This window comes from Roseomonas sp. TF40 (genome assembly GCF_057219975.1).
Window position 1 is genome coordinate 470,839 of the sequence record NZ_JBXVVR010000003.1, and the last position, 16,403, is coordinate 487,241.

Annotated in this window: 17 protein-coding genes; 13 read left to right on the plus strand and 4 right to left on the minus strand. The window is 71.6% G+C overall.

The annotated features are described in order from the left end of the window. The first annotated feature begins 98 nt into the window (after positions 1-98). From pdxH to AC2D9U_RS12175, 3 genes are read left to right on the plus strand one after another with little or no spacing between them, the layout of a single operon-like run. Positions 99-653 (plus strand): pyridoxamine 5'-phosphate oxidase, encoded by a 555-nt coding sequence (gene pdxH, locus AC2D9U_RS12165; protein ID WP_484749690.1) that lies wholly within the window; start codon positions 99-101, stop codon positions 651-653. Further along, entirely contained in the window at positions 650-2,140 is a 1,491-nt protein-coding gene (locus AC2D9U_RS12170; protein WP_484749273.1) for a bifunctional aminoglycoside phosphotransferase/ATP-binding protein, read from the plus strand. Before pdxH ends, AC2D9U_RS12170 begins: the two co-directional genes overlap by 4 nt. Positions 2,141-2,182: 42 nt before the next feature. Beyond that, positions 2,183-3,061, plus strand: a complete 879-nt coding sequence (locus AC2D9U_RS12175; RefSeq protein ID WP_484749275.1) for a universal stress protein — start codon at positions 2,183-2,185, stop codon at positions 3,059-3,061. Here the strand turns inward: AC2D9U_RS12175 and AC2D9U_RS12180 are convergent. Continuing rightward, a complete protein-coding gene (locus AC2D9U_RS12180; RefSeq protein ID WP_484749277.1) occupies positions 3,048-3,548 on the minus strand; it encodes a DUF1203 domain-containing protein in 501 nt (166 codons plus the stop codon). The two genes, AC2D9U_RS12175 and AC2D9U_RS12180, sit on opposite strands and share 14 nt — an antisense overlap. Positions 3,549-3,720: 172 nt before the next feature. Here AC2D9U_RS12180 and AC2D9U_RS12185 point away from each other — a divergent pair, with 172 nt between their 5' ends. Further along, positions 3,721-4,431, plus strand: a complete 711-nt coding sequence (locus tag AC2D9U_RS12185; RefSeq protein WP_484749278.1) for a pirin family protein — start codon at positions 3,721-3,723, stop codon at positions 4,429-4,431. Here the strand turns inward: AC2D9U_RS12185 and AC2D9U_RS12190 are convergent. From AC2D9U_RS12190 to AC2D9U_RS12200, 3 genes are read right to left on the minus strand one after another with little or no spacing between them, the layout of a single operon-like run. Continuing rightward, positions 4,421-5,200, minus strand: coding sequence for a hypothetical protein (locus tag AC2D9U_RS12190; protein WP_484749281.1), 780 nt, complete (start codon positions 5,198-5,200; stop codon positions 4,421-4,423). The genes AC2D9U_RS12185 and AC2D9U_RS12190 overlap by 11 nt on opposite strands. Next, complete coding sequence (locus AC2D9U_RS12195; RefSeq protein WP_484749282.1) at positions 5,197-6,207, minus strand: NADP-dependent oxidoreductase; 1,011 nt, start codon at positions 6,205-6,207, stop codon at positions 5,197-5,199. The genes AC2D9U_RS12190 and AC2D9U_RS12195 overlap by 4 nt, the downstream gene beginning before the upstream one ends. A 5-nt stretch (positions 6,208-6,212) precedes the next feature. Further along, positions 6,213-8,285, minus strand: a complete 2,073-nt coding sequence (locus AC2D9U_RS12200; protein ID WP_484749284.1) for a 4Fe-4S dicluster domain-containing protein — start codon at positions 8,283-8,285, stop codon at positions 6,213-6,215. A gap of 107 nt (positions 8,286-8,392) precedes the next feature. Between AC2D9U_RS12200 and AC2D9U_RS12205 the strand changes: the two genes are divergently transcribed. The 9 genes from AC2D9U_RS12205 (at position 8,393) to fdh3B (ending at position 16,384) form a co-directional block, all read left to right on the plus strand. Then, positions 8,393-9,127 carry a biotin/lipoate--protein ligase family protein gene (locus tag AC2D9U_RS12205; RefSeq protein ID WP_484749286.1) on the plus strand — a complete coding sequence of 245 codons (735 nt, stop codon included), beginning with the start codon at positions 8,393-8,395 and terminating at the stop codon, positions 9,125-9,127. Continuing rightward, positions 9,124-9,657, plus strand: coding sequence for a DUF6505 family protein (locus AC2D9U_RS12210; RefSeq protein ID WP_484749288.1), 534 nt, complete (start codon positions 9,124-9,126; stop codon positions 9,655-9,657). The genes AC2D9U_RS12205 and AC2D9U_RS12210 overlap by 4 nt, the downstream gene beginning before the upstream one ends. After that, positions 9,654-10,706, plus strand: coding sequence for a DUF6352 family protein (locus AC2D9U_RS12215; protein WP_484749291.1), 1,053 nt, complete (start codon positions 9,654-9,656; stop codon positions 10,704-10,706). Before AC2D9U_RS12210 ends, AC2D9U_RS12215 begins: the two co-directional genes overlap by 4 nt. Beyond that, positions 10,703-11,215 (plus strand): DUF3305 domain-containing protein, encoded by a 513-nt coding sequence (locus AC2D9U_RS12220; RefSeq protein ID WP_484749294.1) that lies wholly within the window; start codon positions 10,703-10,705, stop codon positions 11,213-11,215. Before AC2D9U_RS12215 ends, AC2D9U_RS12220 begins: the two co-directional genes overlap by 4 nt. After that, positions 11,212-11,838, plus strand: coding sequence for a DUF3306 domain-containing protein (locus tag AC2D9U_RS12225; RefSeq protein ID WP_484749297.1), 627 nt, complete (start codon positions 11,212-11,214; stop codon positions 11,836-11,838). Before AC2D9U_RS12220 ends, AC2D9U_RS12225 begins: the two co-directional genes overlap by 4 nt. A gap of 142 nt (positions 11,839-11,980) precedes the next feature. Next, the gene (locus AC2D9U_RS12230; RefSeq protein WP_484749300.1) at positions 11,981-12,574 is read left to right on the plus strand and encodes a TorD/DmsD family molecular chaperone; all 594 of its coding nucleotides are present in this window, start codon (positions 11,981-11,983) and stop codon (positions 12,572-12,574) included. Positions 12,575-12,600: 26 nt separating this feature from the next. Beyond that, entirely contained in the window at positions 12,601-12,825 is a 225-nt protein-coding gene (locus AC2D9U_RS12235) for a twin-arginine translocation signal domain-containing protein (RefSeq protein WP_484749301.1), read from the plus strand. A gap of 21 nt (positions 12,826-12,846) precedes the next feature. Then, entirely contained in the window at positions 12,847-15,768 is a 2,922-nt protein-coding gene (locus AC2D9U_RS12240; protein WP_484749303.1) for a formate dehydrogenase subunit alpha, read from the plus strand. Positions 15,769-15,787: 19 nt separating this feature from the next. Next, positions 15,788-16,384: a formate dehydrogenase FDH3 subunit beta gene (fdh3B, locus tag AC2D9U_RS12245; RefSeq protein ID WP_484749305.1), complete on the plus strand. Its 597-nt coding sequence runs from the start codon at positions 15,788-15,790 to the stop codon at positions 16,382-16,384. Positions 16,385-16,403: the final 19 nt, after the last annotated feature.

Sequence of the window (16,403 nt, forward strand, 5' to 3'; positions counted from 1 at the left end):
CGCCCCACCCGGCGCAGAGTCGGAGACACCGCGTGGACACGCCGCCCCCCACCCGCCAACCCACCACCGAGGACCCGATCGCGCTCTTCGAGGCCTGGATGGCAGAGGCCGCGAAGACCGAGCCGAACGACCCCAACGCCGTCTGCCTCGCCACCGCCACGCCGGATGGCCGGCCCTCCGCGCGCATGGTGCTGCTCAAGGGCGTGGACCAGGCGCGGCCCGGCGGCGGCTTCGTGTTCTACACCAACCTCGAAAGCCGCAAGGGCGGCGAACTTGCCGCCAACCCGCAGGCGGCGATGTGCTTCCACTGGAAGACGCTGCAGCGCTCGGTGCGCGTCGAGGGCTGCATCCAGCCGGTGAGCGCGGCCGAGGCCGATGCCTATTACGCCTCCCGCGCCCGGGGCAGCCGGATCGGCGCCTGGGCCTCGAAGCAGTCCCGCCCGCTGGAAAGCCGCTTCGCGCTGGAGAAGGCGGTGGCCGAGCAGACCCTGCGCTTCGGCATGGGCGAGATCCCGCGCCCCGACTACTGGTCCGGCTTCCGTCTTGTGCCGAGCCGCATCGAGCTGTGGCGCGACATGCCCTTCCGCCTGCATGAGCGCCGCGTCTTCCACCGCACGGCCGAGGGCTGGGCGCTGGAGATGCTGTACCCGTGAGCCTGCCCGCCGCGCAGCAGCCCGTCGCCGCGCTGCTCGCGCGGCTGACGGGCGATGCGCGGCCGGTCGAGACGCATATCTCGCTGGTCTTCGTCGGGCCCAGCGATGCCTTCAAGCTGAAGAAGGCGGTGCGCTACGACTTCCTCGATTTCTCGACCCTCGCCGCGCGGGAGCATTTCCTGCGGCGCGAACTGGCGCTGAACCAGCCCGCCGCCCCCGCGCTCTACCGGGAGATCCTGCCCGTCACCCGCGCGCCGGACGGCACGCTGGCGCTGGGCGGCGCGGGGGAGGTGGTGGAATGGGTGCTGCGCATGGCGCCCCTCCCGGCGGCCGATTTCCTGCCTGCCGTGGCGGCGCGCGGGGCGCTCGACCCCGCGATGCTCGATGAGATGGCCGATGCCGTGGCCGCGCTGCATGCGGCCGCGCCCGAGGCACCGCGCGATTTCGACAGCCGCGCGCGGATGGCGATCGTGCTGGCGGGCAATCTCCGCTCCTGCCGCGCCGCCGGCCTCGACCCCGCGCGGGCCGAGGCGCTGGCCGCCACCCTGGCGGCGCTGCTCGCGCGCATCGCGCCGGATCTGCGCGCCCGCGCCGCCGAGGGGCGCGTGCGGCGCTGCCATGGCGACCTGCACCTGGGCAACCTCGTGCTGCTCGATGGCCATCCCACGCCCTTCGACGCGCTGGAATTCGATGAGGCGTTGGCCATCACCGATACCGGCTACGACATCGCCTTCCTGGTCATGGACCTTGAGTTGCGTTGCGGCCGTGGGGCCGCGAACCGCGTGCTGAACCGCTATCTGGCGCGCAGCGGGGATATCGGCCTGCTCGGCCCGCTGCCCTTCTGGCTGGCGCTGCGCGCCATGGTGCGCGCCCATGTCGAGGCGCGCGCCGGGCGCGAGGGCTTGCGCTACCTCGCCGCGGCCGAGGGCTACGCCACGCCGGTTGCACCCCGACTGGTGGCCATCGGCGGGCTTCAGGGCACCGGCAAGACCTGGCTGGCGCGCGACCTCGCGCCGCGCATCGGCGTCGCGCCCGGCGCGGTGCATTTGCGCAGCGACGAGATCCGCAAGCGGCATTTCGGCGTGGCGCCCACGGCGCGATTGCCCCAGGAAGCCTACGCGCCGGCGGTGAGTGCGGCCGTGCACGAAACCCTCTTCGCCGATGCCGCGACGGCGCTGGCGGCAGGGCATAGCGTGGTGCTCGACGCCGTCTTCCTCGACCCCGCGATGCGCGCGGCGGCGCAGGCGGCGGCGGGCGCGCATCCTTTCCAGGGGATCTGGCTCGAAGCCCCCGCCGCGATTCTGGCGGCGCGGGTCGCGGCGCGCCAGGCGGAAGGGCGCGACGCCTCGGATGCCGATCTGGCCGTATTGGCGAAGGCCGCACAGGTCGATCCCGGTCCGTTGGATTGGAAGCGGATCGATGCGGCGGGCGATCCCCGCGCCGCCGCGCGCGCCCTGCTGGCCTTGAACCCGGAAAGTGAGGCATAAACTTTCGCGGGAAGGCTCACTCAGGAACAGGGGGACGGTGCCATGGCTTATCGGCGCCTGCTGCTGCCATTGACCGGGACCGCCGCGGGGGAGGCGGCGCTGGCCACCGCGCTCTCCGTCGCGCGGATCTGGAGCGCGCATCTGCATTGCCTGCATGTGCGCGTCGATGCGCGCGACGTCGCGCCGCTGGCGGGCGAAGGCCTGTCGGGCGCGATGATCGAGGAGATGATGGCCGCGACCGAACGCGAAAGCGGCGAGCGCGCCAACCGCGTGCGCAGCCTCTTCGAGAAGTTCACCGCAACGCATGGCGACCTGACCCTCGCGCCCGATCCCAACACGGCGCTGAAGGTGCCCGGCGTCACGCTGTCTTTCGAGGCGATCCCGGGGCGGGAGGAGGATGTGGTGGCGCAGCAATCGCGCCTCTACGACATGGCCGTGGTGCCGCATCCCGAGGCGGATGAGGATGTCTCCTCCTCGGATGCGCTGCACGCCGTGCTGTTCGATTCCGGCCGGCCGGTCCTGATCGCGCCGCGCGTGGCACCCGCGGCCATCGGCACGCGCGTCGCCGTGGCCTGGAATGGCAGCGCCGAGAGCGCGGCCGCCGTCGCCGCCGCCCTGCCCTGGCTGCACCGGGCGAGCGCGGTGCGGATCCTCTATTCGGATGACTACCAGCGCCGTGGCCCGGCGGCGGAGGGCATCCGCGCCTATCTGCGCTGGCACGGCATCGAGGCCGAGGCCGTCGCCTTCAAGCCCACGACGCGCGAGGTTGGCGCCGGGCTGCTCGGCGCGGCGCGCGATTTCGGCGCCGACCTGATGTGCCAGGGTGCCTACAGCCACTCCCGCCTGCGCCAGCTCATCCTGGGCGGTGTGACGCGGCATGTGCTGGAGAATGCGGAGATCCCGGTCCTCATGTGCCGGTGACGGCGGGCTGAGACGGCAGTTTCTCCACCGCCGTCAGCAGGCAGCCCGGCCGGGCGGTGTGGATGTTGACGTGGCGCGTGCGCGGATCGGCCAGCGCGCGCGCCAGGATCGGCGCGGCGTTCGGCCCTTCACTGATCGCGCCGAGATCGTAGAGGCACAGATCGTCGGCGTCATAGGCGCGGACGGAGACGATGCCGTTCGCCAGCACGATGGGCGCGATCTCGTCCTCGGCGTCGAAACGCTCACAATCGCGTTCGTGCAGGAAGATCGGGCTCGGCGTCCAGTAGACGCCTTGCGGGCGGGGCAGGTCGTAGCTGCCGAGCAGCATCGTCTCGCCCGGCGCGCCCAGCCGCAGACAATGGCGGCAGGGGAAGCCCGGGCCATCGACCACGCGCCGCTGTACAGGGTTGCCCCGGTCGTCGCGCCCCGTGGCGCGCCAGCGCGCGGCGGTCTCGGACGGGATGGGAACGCAGCGGAAAGGGGTCATGGCGGGCTCCTTGGGGGTGGCGGCATGCTCGCCATCGGGGCGCCGCGGCGCCATCCGCCCGTTGCCCTCACATCGTCATTCAGGCGGTGAATGGCGACGATCGGCTCTCCCCCGCTGTATCCGGCCCGGGGGCGCCCTATCTCGCGCGGCAACACAGGCAGGAGTTCCTCCGATGATCGATATCCGTCCCTTCAAGAGCCTCGGCGGCGCCGACCATGGCTGGCTCAAGGCGAAGCACCACTTCTCCTTCGCCAATTACCACGACCCGGCGCGGATGAGCTGGGGCCGCCTGCGCGTCTGGAACGATGACGAGATCGCGCCCGGCACCGGCTTCGGCGCGCATCCGCACCGCGACATGGAAATCATCACCTATGTCCGCGAGGGTGCGATCACGCACCGCGACAACATGGGCAATGAGGGCCGCACCGAGGCCGGCGACGTGCAGATCATGAGCGCGGGCACGGGCGTGGTGCATTCCGAATACAACCTCGAGCCCGAGACGACGAAGATCTTCCAGATCTGGATCATGCCGGACCGGCGCGGCGCCAAGCCGAACTGGGGGGCGAAGACCTTCCCCAAGGCGGCGCGCGAGGCGAGTTTCGAGGTCCTGGCCTCGGGCCGCCCGCAGGATGCCGGCGCGGGCGCGCTGCCGCTCAACGTCGATGGCGCGGTGATGGCGGCGAGCCTCGCCAAGGGCCAGACCCTGGTCCAGAAGCTCGGCGCGGACCGTGCCGCCTATCTGGTGCCGGCCAAGGGCGCGGTGAGCGTCAACGGCGTGGCCCTGGGCGCGCGCGACGGGGCGGGCATCGTGGACGAGGCTGAATTCGCCATCACCGCGGCCGAGGATTCGGAGCTGGTGCTGGTGGAGGTGGCTAAGGAGTAGGCAAGGCCAGAAGCTGCGCCCTGAGCACGCCCACCGGGTCGCGCCCCGGTGCGGCCGTGACCAGGGCGCGGTGCCCGCCCGGCAGCACCACATGCCGGGCCCCGGGCAGCAGAGCCGAGGCCACGGGCACCAGCCCGTCATTCGGCCCGTCGCCCTCTTCCTCCATCCAGCGGGCGAGGGCAGCGTAGAGGCCCTCCCGCCAATCGGCACCCTCGCCGAGTTCGGTGGCGATGGTCGTCACCGGCACGCGCAGGACCAGCGCCTCGATCGCCTCGCGGTGGCGCATCATCCAGGCGTGGCGCACTTCGGTGGTCAGGTCCATCAGCCCGCGGCCATTGCCCAGCCCGGTCAGCTTCGCCACCTGGTCCAGCGCCAGGCGGAGCGGCTTGCCGCCGAGCAGCGCATCCGCCACGGGCGAGCCGTAGAAGGGCGATTGCAGGGCGATGAAGCCATCGCAGCGCGAAGCGACATCGGCGCGCAGCAGCGCGGCCAGCGCCTCCAGCCCGCCCTTGCTGTGGGCGACCAGCACCACCTGCGCGGGTGCGGCCCGCACCGCCGCCGCCAAGCGCCGCGCATTCGCGGTGATCGGCGCGGCGGTGGGCAATTCCACCACCGCCACATCGAGGCCGAGCCCCGCAAGCCAGGCGCGCTGGCTTTCCATGTAGTCCACGCCGACCGGCCTGAGCCCGGCCATGACCTCACCCAGCAGCCCGTAGCACAGCAGGAAGCGGTGCCGGGCGAAGCGCTGGGCGAGGGCCGCGTCGTTCACGCCAGGGCCACGAGCTGCTTGCCGAAATTCCGCCCCGCCAGCATGCCGATGAAGGCCGCCGGCGCGGCTTCCAGCCCCTGCGCCACATCCTCGCGCCAGGTCATGCGCCCGGCGGCGATATGGCCGAGCATCTCGGCGCGGAACTGCCGGTAGCGTGGCCAGCCCGTGTCGTTGACGATGAAGCCCTGGATGCGCAGGCGCTTGCGCACCACGGGGCCGAGATTGGGCCCCGGCGGCGCGCCGGTCGCCGCCGCGCCGGACGCGGTGTTGTACTGCGCGACCATGCCGCACATCACCATGCGGCCGAAATCCCGAAAGCGCGGGAAGACCGCCGCCTGCACCGCGCCGCCGACATTCTCCCAATAGACATCCACGCCCTCCGGGCAGGCAGCGTCGAGCTGCGCATCGAGGTCGCCGCGATGATCCACCGCCGCGTCGAAGCCGAGCGTGTCCGTCAAGAAGGCGCATTTCGCCGCGCCGCCGGCGATGCCCACCACCCGCGCGCCGCGGATTTTCCCGAGCTGGCCCACCACCTGCCCGACCGCGCCGGAAGCAGCCGAGACGACCAGCGTCTCCCCTTCCTTCGGCTGACCGATATCCTCGAGCCCAACCCAGGCCGTCAGCCCCGGCATGCCCAGTACGCCCAGCGCGGTGGAGGGGGGCGCCTCTTGGGGGTCGAGCGCGATCAGCGCCTTGGCCGGACGGGCCGAGAACCCCTGCCAGCCGAAGCCGCCCAGCACCCAATCGCCCTCCCGGAACGCCGGATCGCGGGACGCCGCGACCTGCCCCACGGCCTGGCATTCCATGACGCCGCCGAGCGCGACCGGCTTGGCGTAGGATTTCGCGTCATCCATCCGCCCGCGCTGATAGGGGTCGAGCGAGAGGAAGCGGTGCCGCACCAGCACCTCGCCGGGGCCGGGTTCGGGCAGGGGCGTCTCGACCAGCCGGAAATCCTCGGCCACCGGCACGCCCTGGGGGCGGCGGGCCAGCAGGATCTGGGGGTTCATCGCCATCAATCGTCCTCGCCTTCGCGCTGCCAATCCTCGGAGGTGCGGGTGGCCGGACGCGGGGCGCCCGCATAGGGGTCCATGCCGCCATCGGTGGCGGCGAAGACACGGCACTCCTCGCAGAGCCGTAGCACCGAAAGCTGCTTGCCGTCGCGGAACATCCAATGCCCGCTCTCGGTCAGCTTGCGCGTCACGCGCTCGATCTGCGACTTCACGCCGAAGGGCTTCTGGCAGCGCTCGCAGCAGAAGGGCTCCTCGGCCTTCACCACGCGGATCTGCGAGGCCTCGGGCGCGAGGTTCAGGCGCGGCACCAGGGTGATGACCTTCTCCGGGCAGGTCGTGGCGCAGAGCCCGCACTGCACGCAGGCATCCTCCAGGAAGCGCAGCTCCGGGCTCTCGGGATTGGCACTCAGCGCCCCGGTGGGGCAGACGGAGGTGCAGGCGACGCAGAGCGTGCAGCCCGCGATCTCCACCCGCGCCTCGCCGAAGGGGGCGAGGGCCGGCATGGGCAGCACCGCGCCGGGCTTGCCTGCCCCCGTGGCGAGCGCGCGGCCCGCAAGGCGCAGCATCTCCCGCGATGTGCCGAGCGCGGCGAAGGTGGCGGGCGGGAAGGGCAGGCCGCGCCGCGGGATGGCGGCCAGCGCCTCACCCAGCGCGAAGGGATCATCCGTCTCGATCATCCCCGCGCGCGGCGCGCCATGCTCCGGCACGCCGAGGCCACGCAGCACCTCGGTGGTGAAGTCGATGTTGCGCAGCACGCCTTCCAGCCCATGGCCGCGCTTCGCCTTGGTCAGCACGCGGATCTGCGCCGCGCCCCAGGCGAAGCCGGCCAGGAAGAAGCCGAGGTCGAGTTGCGAGACCTCATTCACCCGCAGCGGCAGCACCCGCGCCGGCAGGCCCTCGCCGTGGCGGGCCAGGGCGTCGATCAGGGGCTCGCCGTGGTCGGCGTCATGCACCAGCACCAGCGGCGCCTCGCCACCCGCCTCGCGGTAGGTCAGCAGCAGGGTGCGCAGGCGCTTCGCGAGGTTCTCGGCGGAGGGCAGGGCGTAGCTTGCCGCGCCGGTCGGGCAGACCGCGGCGCAGGCGCCGCAGCCGGCGCAGATCTCGGCGGAGATCTGCACGCTGTCCTTCCCCGGCGTGATCGCCCCGGTCGGGCAGAGGTCGAGGCAGCGCGTGCAGGCGGTGCGCTTGTTGCGGCTATGCGCGCAGAGCGAGGCCTCGAAGCTCACGAAGCGCGGCTTGTCGAACTCGCCCACCAGTTCGGCGGCGCGGGCCACGGCGCGGGCCACCGCCGCCGGATCGGCCGGGTCGGCGCGCAGATAGCCCTCCCGCACCTCGCTCGCCGGGAACAGGGCGGGGCCGCCGGTGAGGTCGAGCAGGATGTCGCAGGCGCTCTTCGCGCCATCCTTCGCCGGACCCCAGGCATAGGCGCCGCGCGAGGAGGGGCGCGGCATGGCATAGCCATCCACCACCACCTCGAAGGCCCCAAGCCAGCCGGTGGCCCCCCGCGCCCGGCCGCGCGCCACCGGGAAATCGGCGGCGCGGCGGGGCGCGACGGGCTCGGCGCCGGTCAGCAGCACGGTGATGTCGAGCGTGCCCGCCAGCTTCTCCGCCGCCGCCAGCGCCACCTCGTTGCGGCCCAGCACCAGGGTCACGCCCTGGCTCTTGAGCGGCACCAGCGCGGTGGCGGGCATCGGCACCGTGGCGGCGGCGATCAGCGCGGCCATCTTCGGCCCTGCGCCCTTCGCCTCGGCCGACCAGCCGGCGGTCTCGCGGATGTTCACGAAGCTCAGGTCACGCGTGAAGCCGGCATCCTCGGCCACCTCGGCGAAGAGCGGCGCCTGGGCGGTGCAGGCGACGGTGACGGGCCGGTCCTCGCCCATCGCGGCCATGAAGCGGTCGAGCTGGGCGATGCAGAGCTGCTCGGCCTGGCGCATCTCGCCCCCAGCCCCCCCGGCGGATTGGGGCGCGCAGCCGCGGGCGACGGCACGGCCGTCGATCGGCATCGTGTCCTCGCAGCTGCAGACGAAGGTGATGCGGCCCTTCGGGCTGGCCGTGGGACTCGTTGTAACGCTCATGGTCGGGCCGGTTTCCCCAATTTCCGCAGGGGTCTAGGCCCCGGCGTGCCCGGCGCATATATGCCGAGGCCCGTCCCAATGCGAGTGAGCGAGGGAAAACCGCCGCCGTGCCGAACGCCGTCACCACCGGCCTGCCCGACCTGCCCAGCGTCTTCACCCCCGTCTTCGCGCTGCGGGAGGGCGGCGATGCGCTCGCCCGCGCCCAGGTGCTCGGCCCCAAGCATGGCGCGGGCACGCTGGTCTGGGTGCGTTCCGCCGCGCGGGTCGAGGCCGCGGTGGTGCTGGAGCCCGAGCAGCCGCTGGCCGCCGCGCGCCCGGCGCTGTTTGCCGCCATGAACGCCTTCTGCGACGCGCTCGGCGCCTATGGCCCGCCCGACGTGCCGGTGACGCTGCGCTGGCCCGCGACCATCGTGGTCAATGGCGGGGAGGTCGGCCGCGCGCGCCTCGCCACCCCGCCGGGCTTGGCGGAGAACGCCGTACCGGACTGGATCGTGGCGGGCATCGAGGCGCGGCTCGAATTCCCCCGCGGCTGGGAGCCCGGCCACGGCAAGGACCAGACCGCGCTGCGCGATGAGGGCTGGACGGAAGAGGAACTCAGCGCCGCCGACCTGACCGCCACCTGGGCGCGGCATTTGATGGCGGGCCTCGCGGAATGGCAGCGTCCCGGCTTCACCGGCGGCTTCCAGCGCGTGGCGGAGAAATACCTCGCCCGGCTGGAGCCCGTGCCCGGCATGGGGGAGGGGCGGCGCGGGCTCGACCCCGGCTCGGGCGATCTGGTGGTGGAGCGCGATGGCGCGCGCCACGTGCTCTCCCTCACCGAATCGCTGGCGCTGCCCGCATGAAGCTCCCGCGCACGCTTCGCCTCGATGCCTCGGACAGCGTGATCTTCGAGCACGCCGCCGCGCCGGGCGAATGGGCCGTGCCCGGCGGCTTCGAATTCTGGGAGGAAGCGCCCGAGCGCATGTCCGGCAAGCGCCGCCAGGCCTTCCGCGGCGGCTTCCTCGGCCTGTCCAGCTTCGGCTGGTCCACCCTGGTGGAGGTGGCGGAGGCCACGCCCGAGCAGCGCGAGGCCGCGCTGGCCGCGCTGGCCGCGCGCATCCGCGCCCATCACGGCGCGCCCGATGACGCCGCCGCCCGCGCCGCCGCGGCCGAGGAACTCGCCTTCGCCGAGAGCCTGTGCGACCACCCGGTCGGCACCGTGCTTGCCGTCACGCGCTCCGAGAAGGAGGGCGAGGTGCGCGAGGCCTTCCGCACGCTGCATCTGCGCGACACGCCGCACACCCAGTTCAACACGCTGCCCGTCTTCGGCCTGGTGGCGGTGGAGGAGGACGCGCCCGTGGAGCGCCCCGACCTGACAAGACTGACCCCATGAGCACGAACCTGCCCGCCGGCCTCGCACCGGGCGATTTCTGGGTCGCGAGCGGCCATCACCTCTGCGACCGCGACGAGCATGGCCGCATCCACGCCACGCCCGATCTCTGGCGCGCCTTCTGCGCCCGGCCCGAGCTGGTGCCCCCGCCCGAGGCCTGCGACGCCGAGCGCGCGCTGCACGCATCCCTGCTGGCGGACCCGCTCCGCACCGTCCCTCCCGGCGAGATCGCCGCGCTGGCCGATGCCGATGCGCGGGAGAATTTCCAGGTCTTCCTGGGCTTCCGCGACCGCGTCATGGCCGAGCCCTCGCTCGAGGCGGCCTGGCTCGCGCTGTATCGCGGCGGGGTCTCGGGCATCCCGCCGATCTTCCTGCAGATGCTCACCCATCTGGTGACCCGCGCCGCGCTCGAGGGGGTGGGCGATCCCTTCACGCTCCGCGCCGCCGAGCTGTTCTTCCGCACCCAGCGCGCCGCCATCCACCAGGGCGCGCTGCTGGTGGCCGATGAGGAATACCTCACCGACCGCACCGCCGATTCCGGCTTCGGCGCCATCGGCCAGTTGCTGGTCGAGGCCGGGGCGACGCCGCGCGAGGTGGAACTCGACGTGCTCTCCGACGACAACGGCCATCTCTACGCCGGGCGGTCGGATGCGCATGACTTTGCCCTCGACATCGCCGAGGGCCGGCCCGGCCAGCACGGCCTGGCCCGTGCGCTGGAGGCCTTCATCGGCCATGTCATCGGCGAGCAGGTGAAGATCCGCCCCGTGCCGGTGATCGAGGACCACAACTGGACCTGGCATGTCGGTCTGGATGCCGAGGCCACCGCCATCGCCAATGACCTCTGGCAGGGCAAGAAGGTGAAGCAGGCGCGGCTTGCGCGGATCCTCTGGCTGGGCGTGCTGGAATTCGCCGAGGCCTCGCGCGTGCTGCCGCGCGTGGCGGGGCGGCCGGTCTACCTCGCCTTGGCGATGGACCCGGCCCAGAAGCTGCGGATGAAGCCCCAGAACCTCGTCGCCGGCCTGCCGCTGAAGGCCAAGGGGGAGGCCGCGTGAACCCGGACAGCCTCCTGCTGCGCGTCGCCGTCATCGCCGAGCGCCGCCGCGGTGTCACACAATGGGCCGAACATGTCTGGCGCGCGGTGGAGGTGCTGGAAGACGCCCCCGAGGTCCCGCCCTGGACCCTGCTGCGTCAGGAGGCGGACGGCCGCGCCCTTTTCTTCGCCGGCCATGCCGAGGTCGCGCTGCACCCGACCGATACGGCCAACTACAAGCACAATCTGGAAGCCGCCCAGCCGCTGGTCTGGGTGGTGCTGCGCCCGGCGGAGACCGAATCGGGCTTCCTCCTCCAGAGTGTCACCGCCGACCCGGGCGAGGCGCATCTGCACGCCGATGCCGGCAACGACCTGCTCGAATCCCTGCCCATGCCACCGCGGCTGCGCGCCACGGTCGAGGCTTTCGTCGCCCGGCACCACAAGGAGCGCGGCTTCTGGAAGCGCAAGCGCGACCAGGCGGACCCCGAGGCCCTGGCCCGGCAGGCGCGCGGTGCGGAGGAGGAATCATGAGCGAGGCGGAGAAGGCTGGCTTTCTCGCCCGCTGGTCGCGCCGCAAGCTCGCCCCCGAGCCCGAGGCGGCGCCGGCGGAACCGCCACCGGAGGCCGAGACCTCGGCGGACATGCCGGCCGAGCCGGCCAAGCCACCCGCCGCCTGCCCCATTCCCGGCGGACCGGAGATCGACCTCGCCAGTCTGCCGAAGCTCGAGGACCTGACAGTCGCCTCGGACCTCACCCCCTTCCTGCGCGCGGGGGTGCCGACGGGGCTGCGCAACGCGGCGCTGCGGCGGATGTGGAGCCTCGACCCCGAGATCCGGGACTTCATCAACAGCGTCGAATACCAGTGGGATTTCAACGCGCCCGGGGGCCTGCCGAACGGCTTCTCGAACGAACTTCTGGGCGATGTCGGCAAGATGCTGGCGCAGGCGGTCGGTCATGACCCCGACGCCAAGCCCGAGGATCCCGCCGGCGCGACGACGCCCGAGACCCCGCCCGAGGCGATCCCCGACCCTGCGCCCGAACTGCCCGGCCCGCCCCGCCTGACCCTGGCCGAAGCCCCCCCGCCGGCGCCGCAGAACGCCCCGCCCGAGCCCGCCGCGCCGCGCCGCCGGCATGGTTCCGCCCTGCCGGCTTAGCGCCGGGCTGGCGGCTAGTTGCGAGTGATTCGCAAAATTTCCCAAACACTTGCGCGTTGGTCGGATTTGCGATTGTTTAGCGACCAACGCCACGCGTCGGAGGCTGGGGAGCTTCCCGCGAAGGCGGAAAAGGCCATCGGCATTGGTTGAGGAAAGCGTCGTCATCGACACGGTGGATGCGGAGCGGGCGCGGCTATTCGCCCTGCTCGGGCGTCTGCTTGGCGCCTCGCCGGACCGTTCCCTGCTGGCCTCGCTGCGCCTGCTGAATTTCGGGCCCGGCGAATTGGGCGAGGCCTATGGCGCGCTCTCCGCCGCCGCGCGGGCCGCCACGCCGGAATCGGTGGAGCGCGAGTTCTTCAACCTCTTCATCGGCGTCGGTCGGGGCGAGTTGCTGCCCTATGCCAGCTACTACCTCACCGGCTTCCTGCATGAGCGCCCGCTGGCCGACCTGCGCGGCGACCTTGCCCGCCTCGGCGTCGGCCGGGCGGAGGGCGTGCCCGAGCCGGAAGACCACATCGCCTTCCTTTGCGAGACCTTCGCCGGCCTGCTGGCCGGGGCCTTCGGCCCCGGGCCCGAATCGGCGCTGCCGCTGTTCACCCGCCACATCCGCCCCTGGGCCGGCCGCTTCTTCGCCGACCTGGAGGCCGCGGAACAGGCGGTGTTCTACCGGGCGGTGGGGCGGCTCGGCCGCCTCGCCGTCGAGATCGAGGCCGCCGCAGCGGATCTGCCGGCCTGACCATTCCTGCCAGGGAGAGCACGAAGATGAGCGAACAAGGGGCCGAAAAGGCCGTACGACGGGGCTTTCTGAAGGCCCTCGGCCTGGGCACGGCCGTCGCCGCCGCGGCGGCGCCCGCCCTCGCGCAGCGCTCCGACAGCGTGCCTGCGCGCGACGCGCGCAAGGAGAACGAGGCGCAGCGCCTCGCCGCCCGCTACAAGGCCGACAGCGCCCATGTGCAGGCCTTCTACCGCACCAACCGCGGCGAATAAGAACAAAGGGAGCCGAACGCGATGCTCATCAAGCGCTCCGAAGGCAAGGCCGCGCGCCAGCGCCTGGCCGCCGCCTATCAGGGTCTCTCCGCCGGCGGGCTCGACCGCCGTTCCTTCCTCAAGCAGGCCGGCCTCGGCGCGGCGGGCCTCGCCGCGCTCGGCACGCTCGGGGCGACGCGCGTGCAGGCCGCGGGTGCCGCCACCGGCGTGATCAATCACGCCCAGCCCGTGACGCGCGTGCGCAACATCTGCACGCATTGCTCGGTGGGCTGCACCGTCATCGCCGAAGTGCAGAACGGCGTCTGGGTCGGCCAGGAGCCGGCCTGGGAATCGCCGATCAACCGCGGCACGCATTGCGCCAAGGGCGCTGCGGTGCGCGAGCTGGTGCACGGTGACCGCCGCCTGAAGTATCCGATGAAGCTCGTGAACGGCCAGTGGACGCGCGTCACCTGGGATGTCGCGATGACCGAGATCGCGGACAAGATGATGGCGATCCGCGCCGCCTCGGGCCCGGACAGCGTGTATCTGCTGGGCAGCGCCAAGTTCTCGAATGAGGGCGCCTACCTGTTCCGCAAGTTCGCCGCCTTCTGGGGCACGAACAGCGTCGACCACCAGGCGCGCATCTGCCACTCCACCACCGTTGCGGGTGTTGCGAACACCTGGGGCTACGGCGCCCAGACCAACAGCTACAACGACATCCGCAACTCCAAGACCATGATCATCATGGGCGGCAACCCGGCGGAGGCGCACCCGGTCTCGCTGCAGCATGTGCTGTCGGGCAAGGAGGCGAACCGCGCCAACCTGATCGTGATCGACCCGCGCTACACGCGCACGGCGGCGCACGCGACCGAATATGTGCGCATCCGCCCGGGCACCGACATCCCGATCATCTGGGGCATGCTGCACCACATCTTCGCCAATGGCTGGGAGGACAAGGAGTTCATCCGCCAGCGCGTCTACGGCATGGATGAGATCCGCGCCGAATGCGCGAAGTGGACGCCCGCCGAGGTCGAGCGCGTGACCGGCGTGCCCGGCGCGCAGCTTCGCAAGGTCGCCGAGATGTTCGCGACCCAGAAGCCCTCGACGCTGATCTGGTGCATGGGTGCGACGCAGAAGACCGTGGGCACGGCGAATGTGCGCGCCTTCTCGATCCTGCTGCTCGCCACCGGCAATGTCGGCGCGGCCGGGACCGGCGCCAACATCTTCCGCGGCCACTGCAACGTGCAGGGTGCGACCGATTTCGGCCTCGATGTCGGCACGCTGCCGGCCTATTACGGGCTGGATGAGGGGGCGTGGCGCCACTGGGGCCGCGTCTGGGGCGTGTCCTTCGAAAGCCTGCGGGAGCGCTTCGACACGCCCGCGATGATGAACACGCCGGGCATCCCCAGCACGCGCTACTTCGACGCGGTGCTGCTGCCCAAGGATCAGGTGCAGCAGCGCGACAACCTCAAGGCGATGGTTGTCTTCGGCCATGGCGGCAACACCGTCACGCGCATGCCCGAGGCGGTGAAGGGCCTGGAGGCGCTGGACCTGCTGGTGGTCGCCGACCCGCATCCGACCACCTTCGCGGTGCTCGGCCAGCGGCGCGAGAACACCTACCTGCTGCCGATCTGCACGCAGTTCGAATGCGACGGCAGCCGCACGGCCTCCAACCGCTCCGTCCAGTGGGGCGACAAGGTCGTCAACCCGATCTTCGAATCGAAGAACGACTACGAGGCGCTCTACCGCCTCGCCGGGGCGCTCGACGCCGCGGCCGCGCGCCGCAACATGCCGGTCCGCTTCCGCGACGAGATGTTCAAGACCTTCGAGATCAAGGACAACGCGCCGACCGCGGAGAGCATCCTGCGCGAGATCAACCGCGGCGCGATCAGCACGGGCTACACGGGCCAGTCGCCGGAGCGGCTGAAGCTGCACATGGCGAACCAGGACAAGTTCGACCTGGTGACGCTGCGCGGCCGCGAGGGCACGCCGGTGGCGGGTGACTTCTACGGCATGCCCTGGCCCTGCTGGGGCAAGGGCGAGTGGAAGCATCCGGGCAGCCACATCCTCTACAACACCAACCTGCACGTGAAGGAGGGCGGCGGCACCTTCCGCCCGCGCTTCGGCGTGGAGCGCAACGGCGTGACGCTGCTGGCCGAGGGCTCCTATTCCAAGGGCTCGGAGCTGACGGACGGCTACCCCGAATTCACGGTGGCCGTGCTCAAGCGCCTGGGCTGGTATGACGAGCTGACGGCCGAGGAGAAGGGCTGGATCGAGAGCAATGGCGGCACCTTCAGCTGGGCCACCGACCTCTCGATGGGCATCATCCGCGTGGCCATGGAGCATGGCTGCGTGCCCTACGGCAACGGCAAGGCCCGTGCCGTGGCCTGGAACCTGCCCGACCCGGTGCCGGTGCACCGCGAGCCCATCTACACGCCGCGCACCGACCTGATCGCGCAGTATCCGACGCTGCCCGATCGCCGCGGTTTCCGCGTGCCGCATCTGGGCGTGTCCGTGCAGAACCGCAGCCACCAGGTCGCGCCGAACTTCCCGATCATCCTCTCCTCCGGCCGGCTGGTGGAGTATGAGGGCGGCGGCGAGGAGACGCGCAGCAACAAGTGGCTGGCGGAACTGCAGCAGGACATGTTCGTCGAGATCAACCCGGCCGATGCCGCCTCGCGCAACATCCGCGACGGGCAGTGGGTCTGGGTGACCGGTCCCGAGAACAACAGCCGCGCCCGGGTGAAGGCGCTGGTGACCGAGCGGGTGGGCCGCGGCGTCGCCTGGATGCCCTTCCACTTCGCCGGCCAGTTCATGGGGCAGGACCACCGCCCCCGCTATCCGCAGGGCACGGACCCGATCGTGCTCGGCGAAAGCGTGAACGCCGTGACCACCTATGGCTATGACCCGGTGACCTTCATGCAGGAAACCAAGGTCACGCTCTGCCAGATCGCCGCAGCCTGAGAAGGGGAGGAATCATCCAATGGCTCGCATGAAGTTCCTCTGCGACTCGGACCGTTGCATCGAGTGCAACGCCTGCGTCACGGCCTGCAAGAACGAGCATGAGGTGCCCTGGGGCATCAACCGCCGCCGCGTCGTCACCATCAATGACGGCAAGCCCGGCGAGCGCTCGATCTCCATGGCCTGCATGCACTGCACGGATGCGCCCTGCGCGGCGGTCTGCCCGGTCTCCTGTTTCTACACCACGGCGGATGCCGTGGTGCTGCACGACAAGGACCTGTGCATCGGCTGCGGCTACTGCTTCTACGCCTGCCCCTTCGGCGCGCCGCAATATCCGCGCGTCGGCAATTTCGGCAGCCGCGGGAAGATGGACAAGTGCACCTACTGCGCCGGTGGGCCGCAGCAGGACAACACGGTGGTGGAATACACCCAGTACGGCTCGAACCGCCTGGCGGAGGGCAAGCTGCCGCTCTGCGCCGAGATGTGCTCGACCAAGGCGCTGCTGGCCGGCGATGGCGCGATGATCGCGACCATCTATCGCGAGCGCGTGCAGCGCCGCGGCTATGGCGCCGGTGCCTGGGGCTGGCGCACCGCCTATCGCGAGACGGTCGGCGCCTGATCCGGCGCCGGGGGGGAAA

Coding starts and splice junctions, on each gene's coding strand:
- AC2D9U_RS12180 (WP_484749277.1), bottom strand. CDS start 3,548: ATGACCCCTTTCCGCTGCGTTCCCATCCCGTCCGAGACCGCCGCGCGC.
- AC2D9U_RS12235 (WP_484749301.1), top strand. CDS start 12,601: ATGAGCGAACAAGGGGCCGAAAAGGCCGTACGACGGGGCTTTCTGAAG.
- AC2D9U_RS12215 (WP_484749291.1), top strand. CDS start 9,654: ATGAGCACGAACCTGCCCGCCGGCCTCGCACCGGGCGATTTCTGGGTC.
- AC2D9U_RS12225 (WP_484749297.1), top strand. CDS start 11,212: ATGAGCGAGGCGGAGAAGGCTGGCTTTCTCGCCCGCTGGTCGCGCCGC.
- fdh3B (WP_484749305.1), top strand. CDS start 15,788: ATGGCTCGCATGAAGTTCCTCTGCGACTCGGACCGTTGCATCGAGTGC.
- AC2D9U_RS12195 (WP_484749282.1), bottom strand. CDS start 6,207: ATGAACCCCCAGATCCTGCTGGCCCGCCGCCCCCAGGGCGTGCCGGTG.
- AC2D9U_RS12185 (WP_484749278.1), top strand. CDS start 3,721: ATGATCGATATCCGTCCCTTCAAGAGCCTCGGCGGCGCCGACCATGGC.
- AC2D9U_RS12200 (WP_484749284.1), bottom strand. CDS start 8,285: ATGAGCGTTACAACGAGTCCCACGGCCAGCCCGAAGGGCCGCATCACC.
- AC2D9U_RS12240 (WP_484749303.1), top strand. CDS start 12,847: ATGCTCATCAAGCGCTCCGAAGGCAAGGCCGCGCGCCAGCGCCTGGCC.
- AC2D9U_RS12210 (WP_484749288.1), top strand. CDS start 9,124: ATGAAGCTCCCGCGCACGCTTCGCCTCGATGCCTCGGACAGCGTGATC.
- pdxH (WP_484749690.1), top strand. CDS start 99: ATGGCAGAGGCCGCGAAGACCGAGCCGAACGACCCCAACGCCGTCTGC.
- AC2D9U_RS12175 (WP_484749275.1), top strand. CDS start 2,183: ATGGCTTATCGGCGCCTGCTGCTGCCATTGACCGGGACCGCCGCGGGG.